Source organism: Rhizobium sp. BIGb0125, assembly GCF_024810055.1.
GTDB lineage: Bacteria > Pseudomonadota > Alphaproteobacteria > Rhizobiales > Rhizobiaceae > Agrobacterium.
This window is the reverse complement of sequence record NZ_JANUDV010000002.1, coordinates 1-12,995: the sequence shown is the minus strand read 5'-3', so window position 1 is coordinate 12,995 and position 12,995 is coordinate 1. Positions and strand designations below refer to the sequence as shown.

Annotated in this window: 10 protein-coding genes and 1 pseudogene; 8 read left to right on the top strand and 3 right to left on the bottom strand. The window is 56.3% G+C overall.

The window, feature by feature from the left end; all coding sequences use genetic code 11:
* Positions 1-168: 168 nt before the first annotated feature.
* Entirely contained in the window at positions 169-999 is an 831-nt protein-coding gene (locus tag M2418_RS04120; protein ID WP_192487745.1) for a UDP-2,3-diacylglucosamine diphosphatase, read from the top strand.
* A gap of 97 nt (positions 1,000-1,096) precedes the next feature.
* On the opposite strand, the gene M2418_RS04115 is transcribed toward M2418_RS04120, so the two are convergent.
* The gene (locus M2418_RS04115; RefSeq protein ID WP_259145880.1) at positions 1,097-1,477 is read right to left on the bottom strand and encodes a helix-turn-helix domain-containing protein; all 381 of its coding nucleotides are present in this window, start codon (positions 1,475-1,477) and stop codon (positions 1,097-1,099) included.
* 152 nt (positions 1,478-1,629) lie between these two features.
* Here M2418_RS04115 and M2418_RS04110 point away from each other — a divergent pair, with 152 nt between their 5' ends.
* Complete coding sequence (locus tag M2418_RS04110) at positions 1,630-2,019, top strand: DoxX family protein (protein WP_259144941.1); 390 nt, start codon at positions 1,630-1,632, stop codon at positions 2,017-2,019.
* 25 nt (positions 2,020-2,044) lie between these two features.
* On the top strand, positions 2,045-2,788 hold the full coding sequence (locus M2418_RS04105) for an SDR family NAD(P)-dependent oxidoreductase (RefSeq protein WP_259144940.1): 744 nt from the start codon (positions 2,045-2,047) through the stop codon (positions 2,786-2,788).
* Between the two features lie 40 nt (positions 2,789-2,828).
* Here the strand turns inward: M2418_RS04105 and dgcA are convergent, their stop codons facing one another.
* Positions 2,829-3,812, bottom strand: coding sequence for an N-acetyl-D-Glu racemase DgcA (gene dgcA / locus M2418_RS04100; RefSeq protein WP_259144933.1), 984 nt, complete (start codon positions 3,810-3,812; stop codon positions 2,829-2,831).
* A gap of 141 nt (positions 3,813-3,953) precedes the next feature.
* Between dgcA and M2418_RS04095 the strand changes: the two genes are divergently transcribed.
* From M2418_RS04095 to M2418_RS04080, 4 genes are all read left to right on the top strand, one after another.
* Positions 3,954-5,117, top strand: a complete 1,164-nt coding sequence (locus tag M2418_RS04095; RefSeq protein WP_259144930.1) for an ABC transporter permease — start codon at positions 3,954-3,956, stop codon at positions 5,115-5,117.
* Between the two features lie 10 nt (positions 5,118-5,127).
* Positions 5,128-5,976 carry an ABC transporter ATP-binding protein gene (locus M2418_RS04090; RefSeq protein WP_312943983.1) on the top strand — a complete coding sequence of 283 codons (849 nt, stop codon included), beginning with the start codon at positions 5,128-5,130 and terminating at the stop codon, positions 5,974-5,976.
* A gap of 8 nt (positions 5,977-5,984) precedes the next feature.
* The gene (locus M2418_RS04085; protein WP_250982646.1) at positions 5,985-7,355 is read left to right on the top strand and encodes an MlaD family protein; all 1,371 of its coding nucleotides are present in this window, start codon (positions 5,985-5,987) and stop codon (positions 7,353-7,355) included.
* Positions 7,356-7,454: 99 nt separating this feature from the next.
* Entirely contained in the window at positions 7,455-8,003 is a 549-nt protein-coding gene (locus M2418_RS04080) for an ABC-type transport auxiliary lipoprotein family protein (protein WP_250983226.1), read from the top strand.
* A gap of 26 nt (positions 8,004-8,029) precedes the next feature.
* On the opposite strand, the gene M2418_RS04075 is transcribed toward M2418_RS04080, so the two are convergent.
* The gene (locus M2418_RS04075; protein WP_259144926.1) at positions 8,030-8,401 is read right to left on the bottom strand and encodes an Hpt domain-containing protein; all 372 of its coding nucleotides are present in this window, start codon (positions 8,399-8,401) and stop codon (positions 8,030-8,032) included.
* Positions 8,402-8,869: 468 nt separating this feature from the next.
* Here M2418_RS04075 and M2418_RS04070 point away from each other — a divergent pair.
* Positions 8,870-12,995: pseudogene (locus M2418_RS04070) on the top strand (hypothetical protein); the annotation flags it as partial.

Here is a 12,995-nt window from a genome sequence, read left to right as displayed (position 1 = left end):
GGGCTTCTGAATACATCAATCAGCCCCATGGTACAGCCGTTATTTGATTGATTCGTGTCAAAATGAGTGTGGGTGAAGAGGGTTTTGCGGCAGAAAATAGTCCTTTGTCATGATGCTGAAACACGACTCTGGTTCTGGAGTATGTAGTTTGATTGCCAAGACAGGGGGATGAATTCCGTGGCCCGGCAAATGGAAACCAGACATTTCAGAACCTTATTTATCTCGGACGTGCACCTTGGCTCCAAGGCCGCCAAAACCGACTACCTCCTAGATTTCTTGCGTCATCATGATGCTGACACGATTATTCTGGTGGGAGACATCATTGACGGCTGGCGTTTGCGCCGCAACTGGTACTGGCCGCAAGGCTGCAATGATGTTGTACAGAAACTGCTGCGCAAGGCGCGCAAGGGTGCCCGGATCATCTATATTCCCGGCAACCATGATGAGTTCCTCAGAGAGTTTCCCGGTTCGCACTTCGGCGGTATCGAAGTCGCCGAACGCATGGTGCATGAAGCGGCAGACGGCAAGAAATACCTGATCATCCACGGCGATGAGTTTGACGTGGTCGTGCGTAATGCCCGGCTGCTCGCTTACCTCGGTGACTGGGCCTATGATGCGGCGATTGCCATCAATGTGATACTGGCAGCCGTTCGTCGCCGTATCGGCCTGCCATACTGGTCGTTCTCGGCCTGGGCAAAGCTGCAGGTCAAACATGCCGTCAACTTCATTGGCGAGTTCCAGCGCGTTGTGGTGGACGAAGCCAAGCGTAACGATGTGGATGGCGTTATCTGTGGTCATATCCACCACGCCGTGATCAGCGAGATGGACGGTATCCGTTACATCAACACCGGAGACTGGGTGGAAAGCTGTACGGCAATTGCCGAAAATGAAGATGGCAGCTTTGAACTGATCACCTGGATGCAGGCAGAAGAAAACCCTGAAAACATCGAGCAGGAAGAGCAGATCGCTCTGCCGCCGTTCCCGATGCGCGCTGCCTGACGTGACAGAGTGACAAGCGCCTCTCTGCGGCGTGCATTTCATCTCAGGCTGTCATCCGAAAAATAGCGGTTGCCTCCAGTGTTTGGCGGCAACCCAGCTACTTTTTCGGCGTTACTTTGCGTCCACGTGCCACTTTTTCCGGGACGCTTTTTCCATATTCATTCCACCAGGCCGTCAACGCTTCCATTGTCGGACCGAGGCCTCTGGCTTTCGCAGTTATCTCGTACTCCACGCGAGGCGGGACCTCGGCATAGACCGTGCGGGAAACCAAACCGTCCAACTCAAGCTCCCGCAATTGGGCGGTCAACATATGCTGGGTGATGCCAGGAATGGCTTTGCGCAGCTCGTTGAACCGATAAATGCGCTGGTTGAGAAGCCACATGATTTCGAGTTTCCATTTCCCCGAAAGCAACGCGAATGCACGCCGCATTTCTTCGTGCATATTTGCGCCGTCCGGCCCATTAGTCTGGTTTTCCATACTTACCACGCGAAATTCATCCTACTTGCGAAGATTCATCTAATACCACATTTTCAATGCGAACACCGGATAATCAGCAGTCGCTAATCCGGAACACTGAAAATCTTGAATGGAGCAATCTGCCGAAGTCATTCGGCGGCAAGGGATATCTCATGTCTGAATTCTATATTTACTGGGCCGCAACGACCCTGCTGGTCGCGCTCTATCTGGCCTCTGCCATAACCTATGTCGCAAAGACAGAATGGGTCCGGCAGACAATTGCCGGGTTCGGTTACCCAACCTATCTCGTCCATATTTTAACGGTCGTGAAGCTCGCCGCTGTCGTGGCTATCCTGTCCCGCTTCAATGTTGGCGTGAGCGATCTGGCCTATGCCGGGATGCTGTTTCACCTTCTACTGTCCGGGCTGGCCCATATCGGGGTTCGAAAGCCCGCAGGTGCTCTGCCTGCCATCATAGGGCTGGCGCTGCTTGCCGCATCCTTCACCACACAGAACGCCGGGCGCGATGTTCCATCACCCTATGCTCTGGCGCAGGCGCACTAATCCCCCACCTGGAAAGGAAATCAAAATGGGAAAACTGACTGGAAAAATTGCCATCGTCGCAGGCGCTGGCAGAGGAATAGGTCGAGCGACGGCAGAACTATTTGCCGCTGAGGGCGCAAAAGTAGCTGTGCTGTCGCTTACGCCTGCAAATGTAAATGCGGTGGTCGACAGTATTCAAGCCAAGGGTGGCACGGCGCTCGGCCTGACGTGCGACTTGAGTGACGGCGACCAGATTACTGAAGCCGTTGCCAAAGTCGTGCAGGCATTTGGCGGCATCGACATTCTCGTGAATGTGGCCTTCGACCCATCTGCGGTGCACTCGCCGATCCTCGATTTGCCAGTCGACCAGTTGCAACGCAATTTCGATATGGGACCGATAGCGTATGTGCGGACCATGCAGGCCTGTTACCCACATCTGAAACGATCGGGCGAGGGACGTGTGATAAATTTCGCATCGCTGGCTGGTGTTTTGGGCATGTCGCCTTACGGGCCGTATAACATGGCCAAGGAGGCCGTTCGTGCACTCACCAGGTCTGCGGCGCGCGAATGGGGACCGGACAATATTACGGTCAACAACCTTCTTCCTGTCGCCGACACCTGGGGTGCTGCACAGAATGCTCCAGCGCCAACCAATGCACTTGGTCGTCACGGCTCGCCGGAAAATGATATCGCGCCCGTTGCGTTGTTCCTTGCCAGCAGCGATTCGAAATTCATTACCGGTTCAAGTCTGACGCCGGACGGCGGTCAAATCATCGATAGCGCAAGATAAGACACGTTGGCGTGCTGTATCGACAGCACGCCAATTTCTATCAGCCCCACAGCGACCGTTCTGGTGGATGCACCAGCGAACCGTCATAGGTGAGAGCAGGCTCGCGATCTCTGGCCAGCAACAACGGGCCGTCGAGATCGGCATATTCGGTACCCTGTGCCAACAGCACGGCAGGTGCCATGGCCAGTGACGTTCCGACCATGCAGCCGACCATGATGGTGTAACCCAACCGGATGGCTTCCTGCTTCATCACAAGCGCTTCAGTCAGGCCGCCAGTCTTATCCAGCTTGATGTTGATGGCGTCATAGCGGTTGCGCAGGGTTTCGAGATCGGCGGTCGAGTGAACGCTTTCATCGGCGCAGATCTGCACCTGGCGGTGGATGCGCGCCAGGATTTCGTCCTTGCCAGCGGGCAGGGGTTGTTCGATCAGTGACACATTGAGCGCGGCTGCAACGGCAAGATGATGCTCAATATTGTCGTCGGTCCAGCCTTCATTGGCATCGACAATGATCCGACTGTCTGGGGCGGCCTTTCGCACGGCTCGCATGCGGCTTTCGTCGTCATCGGTGCCAAGCTTGATCTTGAGCAGTGGGCGGTGTGCATTGGCGGCCGAATTGCGCGCCATGGTCTCGGCATCACCCAGTGAAATTGTATAGGCGGTGACCAGCGGCACGGCCGGTTCATGCAGGATCTGTGAGGCAACACTCAGACCGGAGCGTTTTGCCTCATAGTCCCAGAGCGCGCAATCGACGGCGTTACGGGCGGCACCCGGCTTCATCACATGTTGCAGCTCCAGCCGATCCAGCCCTTGAGAGACGGCGTCTGCCATCTTCTCGATATCGGCAATCACGCCCTCGATGTTTTCGCCGTAGCGCTTATAGGGTACACATTCGCCAACACCGGAAAAGGCGCCGTCGCCAATGGTGCATGTCACGACGTCCGCCTCGGTTTTGCTACCGCGTGAAATCGTGAAGCTGCCGGCTATGGGAAAGGATTCTGCTATCACCTGAAGTTGCGCGGACATGAGTTACACTTCGATATTGTGCGGAAATCGTGCGTAAAATCAAAAAACTCGCGAAATCCGGCCTGTTGCGATGGCTTGTCATCTTGTGAAAAGATATGAATCGATAGATTCGATGGCAAAGCTGCACGCGTATAGGAAAAGATGCAAGCTCGCGATAACAACACGGACGCCCATCAGGCGAGCATTGCTTCGGATGAAAGCTCCGCAGGCGGGCCTGTGCGTTTTTCGCTGAGCGGTGATTGGCGCAACGACACGATCACTGGCGTTCTCAAGGAAATTTCCCAGCCCGGCCAAAACAAACAGTCCGGCAGTGTCGAGATCGACCTGTCCGGTATTGGCCGTGTCGATACGGCTGGCGCCTGGATCATCCAGAAGTTTCGCAATGAACTGAACGCCAACGGCGCCGAGGTCAGCTTCACCGGTGGCAACACCCGCGTTGAGGAACTGGTCGAAGCGCTGCCGAGCGAGGCGGGTCCGCCACCCGATGCCGCGCCGCGCAAAAGTCTTGTTCAACGCGTTTTTGAGCCTGTTGGCCGCAATGTTGTACAGGCGGGCGGCGATTTTCTGGCTGGCATGTATATTCTCGGCTCGGCCGTGCGTGGCGCGCAGATGAAGCTCGGACGGGGGACTGGTGTGTCTCCAGCCGCCATCATCAACCAGATTGACCATATGGGCGTGCGCGCCGTGCCAATCATTGTGCTGATGTCGTTTCTGATTGGTGCGATCATTGCGCAGCAGGGCGCTTTCCAGCTTCGTTATTTTGGCGCGGAAGTGTTCGTGGTCGATCTGGTCGGCATTCTGCAGCTGCGCGAAATCGGCGTGCTGTTGACCGCCATCATGATTGCCGGTCGCTCCGGTAGTGCGATCACCGCCGAAATCGGCTCGATGAAGATGCGTGAAGAAATCGACGCGCTGAAGGTCATCGGTCTCAACCCGGTTGGCGTGCTGGTTTTCCCGCGCCTTGTTGCGCTGACGATTGCCCTGCCGCTTTTGACCATTCTTGCCAACTTCGCCGCGCTGTTTGGTGCAGCCGTCGTGGCATTGATCTATTCCGGCATCACGTTTGAAGTGTTCCTGTCGCGTCTGCACGCGGCTGTTGAGATGTCGACCATCGCGTCGGGCATGATCAAGGCGCCGTTCATGGCGCTGATCATCGGTATTGTCGCCGCAGTCGAAGGCATGAAGGTGGGGGGCAGCGCAGAATCGCTTGGCCAGCACGTCACGTCTTCGGTTGTTAAATCCATCTTCGTCGTCATCCTCGTAGACGGGCTTTTTGCCATCTTCTACGCGGCGATTGATTTTTAAGGGGATGGTCGTGGCAGACAACACCGACGTCAAGAAAATCGACATCCAGAATAACGACAGCAAAAAACAGGACCGCGAAGTCGTTCTCTCCGTGGAGGGACTGACAGTTGGTTTTGGCGATAAGTTGATCCTCGATAATCTCGACCTTGATGTCTACAGAGGCGAAATTCTCGGTTTCGTCGGCGCATCCGGTGCCGGCAAGTCGGTGCTGATGCGCACCGTGCTGCGACTTTTGCCACGCCGTTCCGGCAGCATCAAGATTTTGGGCACCGATTACGACACGGCCAATGAAGAAGAGCGCATGGCGCTCGACACACGACTTGGAGTGCTGTTCCAGCAGGGCGCGCTGTTTTCCGGCCTGACGGTCAAGGAAAACATCCAGCTGCCGATGCGCGAATATCTCGATCTGCCCAAATCGCTGATGGATGAGCTGGCGCGCCTGAAGATCGATATGGTCGGTCTGAAGCCGGATGCCGCTGATAAATATCCGTCTGAATTGTCGGGCGGCATGATCAAACGTGCGGCTCTTGCTAGGGCACTGGCGCTTGATCCTGATCTGGTGTTTCTGGATGAACCGACTTCGGGTCTTGATCCGATCGGTGCTGCAGAATTCGATAACCTTATTGCAAAACTGCGTGATACGTTGGGTTTGACCGTTTACATGGTGACCCACGACCTCGACAGTCTGTTTTCCGTCTGTGACCGTATTGCCGTTCTCGGCAACAAGAAGGTCTTGGTTGAAGGTACACTTGAGGATATGTTCGCCTGCGACGATCCTTGGGTTCAATCATACTTCAAGGGCAAGAGAGCCAGAGCGGTTGTGTCTCCGAATAACGTGCATGAAAATTCGATGGAGTAACAAAAGCTATGGAAACCAAGGCAAATTACACCATCGTCGGTATTTTCACGCTGATCGTTGTCGCGGCAGCCTTCGGCTTTGTCTACTGGATGGCCGAGTTTGGACGCGGCGGCCCGATGGCCCAGCTGATCGTGCGCATTCCCGGTTCCGCCAACGGTCTGTCCGTCGGCTCTCCTGTGCGCTTTAACGGTATTCCCGTCGGTACGGTGCGTGGCCTGTCGATCGATTCCGACGACCCGCAATATTCCATCGCTTTCACTGAAATTCAGGCACAGGCACCTGTGTTCACCAGCACACGCGCCGTTCTGGAAATTCAGGGCCTGACGGGTGCCGCCTATATCGAGCTGTCCGGCGGCCGCAAAACCGACGAACGTATCTTGCAAAAGGCGTTTGAAACCGGACTTCCGGCCGAACTGACGGCCGATCTGTCAAGTGTGACCAACCTTCTGGCAACCGCCGACAAGATATTGACACGCGCCGACAATGCGATCGGTGAATTGCAGGGTTTCGTGCAGGACGCGCGGGGTCCGTTGACCCAGACGGTGCGCAATGCCGAGAAATTCTCCACTGCGCTGGCTGATAACTCCGATGGTATCGACAAATTCCTGGAAAGCATGAGCTCGCTGTCCGTCACCGTAAAGTCGGTGTCGGGACGTCTGGAAAGCACGCTTGCCGCCGTGGAAGATCTGGTGCGTGCCGTTGATGCCAAGAAGGTCGATACGATTCTCGCCAATGCTGAAAAGGTTAGCGGCGATGTCGCCAGAGCTTCAGGCAACGTCGATGATCTCATGGCGAGTGTGAAACGTACCGCCGAAAGCTTTGAGAAAACCGGTGATGACGCGCAGGTCGTGTTGAAACGGGCAGACACGCTGCTGGCTGCGGTAGATCCGGCCAAGGTTGGCACCGCGGTTGATGATATTTCGGTAGCGACCAAGGATGCACGCAGCGCGATTGCCTCCTTCAAGGGCGTGGCTGACGATGTTGACAAGCGCCGTGACCAGATTGATCGGACCATTGCTGACTTCCAGGAAATGGCCGGCAAGCTGAACGCCGCCTCCAACCGCGTTGACGGAATTCTTATAAAAGTCGACAACTTGCTTGGAACCGATGACGCCAATTCGCTGTTTGTGAAGGCGCGTGAAACTCTGGCATCGTTCAAAGCCGTGGCGGATAACCTGAATGCGCGTGTTGGTCCTATCGCCGATAATCTGGCACGGTTTTCCGGTGCAGGTCTGCGAGACGTTCAAGCGCTCATTGGAGACACCCGTCGGACGGTCGATCAGTTGAATAATACGATTATGAACTTCGACCGTAATCCGCAAAGGTTGCTTTTTGGCGGTGAAACCGTCAAGCAGTATGATGGAAGAACACGGCGTTGATAATGATTCCGTACAAGGTGGCAAAGGGGTAATGTGAATATGGCTGTTGCAATACGCCCTGCGACTATCTGTGCGGTACTGGCATTTCCCTTTGTTCTTATGTCGTTGAGCGCTTGCGGCACTGCTGCCAAGAACGATACATTCGACCTTTCCGCGTCATCTTTGGCATCGACCGAAGGCCGTTCGCTAAAGAACCGCCAGATTCTGGTGCCGGAGCCAACCGCGCTGAAAACGCTCGACAGCGAAAATATCGTTGTTCGCCTGTCCTCATCTGAGGTTCAGTATCTGGCAAGCTCGCAGTGGAGCGATCGCCTGCCAAAGCTGGTGCAGTCCAAGCTGGTTGAAGCCTTTGAAAACACCGGCAAGCTGGGTGGCGTTGGCCGTCCGGGGCAGGGCCTGGCCATCGACTATCAGGTCGTGACCGATATCCGTTCGTTTGAAATCGATACCAAGGGCGGCAATGTCGCGGTGGTGGAAATTTCGGTCAAGATCCTCAATGACCGTAACGGCACCATTAAGGCGCAGGAGTCGTTCAGGGCTGAAACCCGGTCTTCCGGCACGACAAATGCTGCCTTCGTGAAATCACTGGACGGCGCATTTGCCGCCGTATCGCGCCAGATCGTTGACTGGACGCTGAAGTCTCTCTGACAAAACGATCAGGCTCTGTCTCTCGGTTAAGAGCGGCAGAGCTTGAGAATGAAGTTTTCCGCTTCAATGACCGAGCTTGTCACCTGCGCAAACAGATTGCTGTCAGCAGGGTTGCTTTCCAGATTTCTCGCTGCTGTCGATACACGAAATGCACCGACCGCATCCGCCGAGCCTTTCAGGCGGTGGGCCAATGCGACGATCTTGGCATGATCGGCGTCAGCCAGTTCATGCAGGATAACACGCGTGTTGCGGGCAAAAAGCTGGAGGATTTCGATTTCGAGATCTTTGTCACCCATGGTCTGTTTTGCCAGGTGGGCGAGGTCGACGGGTTTGGAATTGGCTGCAAAACTGGATGAAAAATTATCCGGCATACTAAATGCCATACTTGCCGCTGCCATGATGGATTTCCCATTTTGTTATATTCTGTGCCGGATTTACGCACATGACAGTGTGGTATCTTCCTAAAATGCGGCACAAAGCGGGCTGATTTTTTTAGATATGGTTAATTTATGTTAAATCGATATGAAACAAGAGCTTGCTGATTAAGATGTGATTTAAAAACTGTTAACAAGGGCGGTCATTCCCTGATGGCGGCAAATGCGTTAATTGTTTCAAGGGCGTAAATGTGCCACTACGATACTGCTATGGTGCGTGCGCTCAGGCCGGAACTTTATGAAATGACACAATGATGTTATTTTCGTTCCGTGAATGAGGGGTGCGCCATAGGGGGTGCATAGTAATGAGCGGGACATATTCTACCGTGTAAGGGTAGGGTTTCCTGTAGGCATGATGCCTCGGACGGTCTTAGGCGGCTGACTGATCGAGGTTATATCTGGCCGGGCGTATTAGTAACGAGGCGTAACCGCATGGCGAATAACAAGTTCAGTGACTCGATCGACGAGACTGCTTTTCAGGCGCTGGAGGATGCCCTCCAGAGTGGCAAATCTGAAGCAGATGCACAGCCTCGGAGACGATCGACGCCAAAGTCCTCGGAGGCTAAAGTGCCCGACACGTCCAGAAAGCCGGTAGCAGACCCTGCGCCGCGTACTGCCGCTGAACAGAACAGAGCATCGGGGCTTGAAGCCGCCAATGACGGTTCCAAGCGCAATCCGGTTGCTCTTTTGAAGTCGCTGGAAAGCACATCCATCACATCTGCCATCCGCAACGCCACAATCCTCTCGATTGTCTGGGCGCTGTGCGGCCTGGCACTGGGTCAGGCCATCTACGGCAACCTGATCTGGGAAGCCGGCTCATTGGCCGAACTGTTTGCCATTCCGGGCATCATGGCCGTGTTTGTCGGCATTGTTGTTCCTGTCATTCTTTTCTATGCCTTTGCCATCATGATGGCGCGTGCCCGCGACCTGCGTAACGCGGCCCGTTCGATGGCAGAAGTTGCCCTTCGTCTGGCAGAGCCGGAAACCGTTGCCGCTGACCGCATCATGTCGGTAGGGCAGGCGGTTCGCCGCGAAGTCTCCGCCATGAATGAGGGCATCGAGCGCACCATTGCCCGTGCGACAGAGCTGGAAACGCTCGTTCATTCCGAAGTGAATGCACTTGAGCGCAGCTATGCCGACAATGAACTGCGTGTTCGCAGCCTGGTCAGCGAATTGTCGTCGGAGCGTGACGCCATCGTCAACCACGCCGAGCGCATCCGTGCATCGATCATCGGTGCGCAGGACGAGATCAAGGAAGAACTGTCGCTGGCTGGCGAAGAGCTGTCCATCCGTCTGGCAACAACCGGTGAAGCCTTTGCTTCGATGATCGACACCCGTTCGGCTGCTCTGCTTGAGAAGTCGCGTGTGACGACCGAAGCCATGGGCAGCCTGATTGCCGCCAAGACCGACAATCTGCTCAAGGCGCTGCACACATCCGGCACCAGCCTTGCCAATGAATTCGACATGCGCCTGCACAACCTCACCTCGACCATGTCGGACCGGGGCGGTGTGTTGCTGGAGCAGTTTGCGACGCAGGCTTCGACACTGGATGCCGGCGCTGAAAAGCTCAATTCCGCAATTGAAGAGCGCACGCGCCTTCTCAACGAAGTGCTGACATCGCGCACCAAGGAATTGTCCGATAATCTCAACCGTGGCGAAGAGGCGATTGCCGGTTCGCTGGATACCGTTCTCAACAAGCTGGGTGAAACCCTTGACGAGCGCGGCCTGTCGTTCCGCAAGAGCCTGCAGTCCACGGCTGACGACGCAATCATGGATCTCGATCTGCGTTCGGGTCTGTTTGAAGAGCGCCTTCAGGCAACGGTTGGTCAGGTCAACTCGGCCTTTGACGAGCGCGTTGCAGAATTTGCCAGCGCGTTTGATCGTCGCGCCGGTTCGCTCGACAGCAAGCTTATGGAAAGCCTTGCCCGGATCAACGAGGCTGTTGCCGGCGGTTCCGATGCCATCGACGGTATCTTGAGCTCCAGCATTGATCGTCTCGGCTCTGCCCTGACAGACCAGTCCTTCGCTCTGGCGACGGCACTCGGCACCGGTCAGGAAATGCTCGAAAACGCTCTTGATGAGCGTAGCCGCGAACTGACCAATGCCGTTGCATCGCGCACCCAGGAAATCACCACGGCGCTTGGCGATACGCATGAACGTATCGACAGCATCATGGCAGAGCGCAGCGGTGCATTGTTCAATGCCCTGTCTGCCAGCCAGAACCGTTTTGACGAAACGCTTGCACACCGCTCCGAATCCATCACCAATTCGCTGTCTGGCGCTCCAGAGCGCATGGCTGAAATTCTCGATGCCAAGGCCGCAGAAATTACCAATGCTGTTGCCGATATCGAACAGCGTCTTGCTGCTGCTCTCGAAGGTCGCTCCACAGCCATTGCCGAGACACTGGAAGAGAAGGCCAACTACATCACCAGCGCAGTTGCCGGTGTTGAAGAGCGTCTGTCCAACACGCTGGATGATGCTTCCATGGCGATTTCGCTGTCGCTGGAAAGCCGCACCTCGTTCCTCGCGGATACCGTGTCTGATGCCCAGCAGCGCATTGCCTCGACACTGGATGGTGCTTCGTCTTCGATGACCAACGCTCTGGAAAGCCGCACGGCCTACCTGACCGAAGCGGTTGCCGACGCCGAACAGCGCCTGTCGAACAAGCTGGACGACGCATCCATGTCGATGCAGCTGTCGCTGGAAAACCGCACATCCTTCCTGGCCGACGCCGTCTCGGATGCCGAGCAGCGCCTTGCCTCGACACTGGATGGCGCCTCGACTTCGATTACCAGCGCGTTGGAAAGCCGCACGGCTCACCTTACGGATGCCGTCACGGATGTTGAACAGCGTCTGGCCAGCACGCTTGAGGGTGCATCGTCTTCGATCACCAACACGCTGGAAAGCCGCGCGGCTTACCTGACCGACGCCGTTTCGGATGTCGAACAGCGTCTGGCCAACAAGCTTGATGACGCCTCCATGTCGATCGCCATGTCGCTGGAAACCCGCACATCGATCTTTGCAGAGACGGTATCTGACGCTGAACAGCGCATTGCCAGCACGCTGGATGGCGCGTCGTCGTCGATTTCCACGGCGCTGGATAACAAGACGACCTACCTCGAAAACGCGGTTGCCGGTGTCGAACACCGCCTGACGTCGTCTCTCGAGCAGACGTCTTCGGCAATCCTCGGTTCTCTGGAAGAGCGCGCCGCTGTCATCTCCGATTCGGTCATCAACGTCGAGCAGCGTCTTGCCGACACGCTTGAGGGATCTTCGGCCAATATTTCCGGCATGCTGTCCGGCAAGGTCAACGAGATCAGCAATGTTGTCACCGGCATCGAACATCGCCTGGTCAACACGCTCGACGACAAGTCGGCTGTTATTGCTGAAACACTCGGCCGTAACGCTGCCCATATCGAAAACACCGTCGGTTCTGCGGCCCACCTCATCGACTGCAAGGTCAGCGATGCTGCCTACCTGATCGAAAACAGCGTGACGGGTGCAGCCAACCGTATCGAAAACGCCATCGACGGCGGCACCGACAAGTTTGCCGGCACGCTGGAAACTGGTGTCTCGCGTCTCGAGCACAGCCTCACCGCGTCGCACGAGCAGATCAAGAACACCTTCGAGAAGCGTCACGCCGATATCGAGCAGACTTTGACCTCTGCCGGCGACAAGCTGAACGAGATGTTGTCCGATCAGGCCGTATCCATCGGCACCAGCGTTGCGTCGAGCACCGGCATGCTGGAAATGTCTCTGGAAGGTCAGCAGGAAGCCCTGCAGCGCGTTATCGCCTCCAGCAGCGCCGATCTTGAAGCAAGACTGCGCAACGGCATTGGTGAAATCGCTGGCAAGATCAGCGATGCGGCAGGGGACATCAGCTCCGCTGCAGACAGCCTGTCTTCGCGCATCGACCAGTCGGTCAGCGGCGTTGCTGGCCAGCTCGGTGAAACCGAAGCCCGTCTTGGCCAGTCGCTTGACGGCTTCCAGCACCGCATCAAGACAGACCTGCACAATGTCAGCGCAACGATTGATGAGGCCAATGCCCGCATCTCCCAGACGCTCGGCACCCGGTCGCAGGAATTCGTCAGCGCTGGCAGCGAAGTTGCCGATCGCATTTCGTCGACCATCGACGAGCGCCTTGGCACCATGGACCGCGCGCTGAACATCGGTCTTGAAAACGTCAACCGCACCATCGGTGAAAAGGCCACAGGCCTTGCCATGACCCTGCGTGAAGCAGTGACCTCGGCCACCCAGAGCATGGACGGTGAAGCACTGCGTTCTGCTGAACTTCTGGCCAGAACCGGCAGCGAGTTTGCCTCGACCCTGCGTGACACGGTTTCCACCACCACCCAGAACATGGATGGCGAAGCGCAGCGCTCGGCAGAACTGCTGGCCAGAACCGGTAGCGAGTTTGCCTCGACCCTGCGTGACACGGTCTCGACCGCCACCCAGGACATCGATGGCGAAGCCCAGCGCTCGGCAGAACTGCTGGCCAGAACTGGTAGCGAGTTTGCCTCGACCCTGCGTGACACGGTCTCGACCGCCACCCAGGACA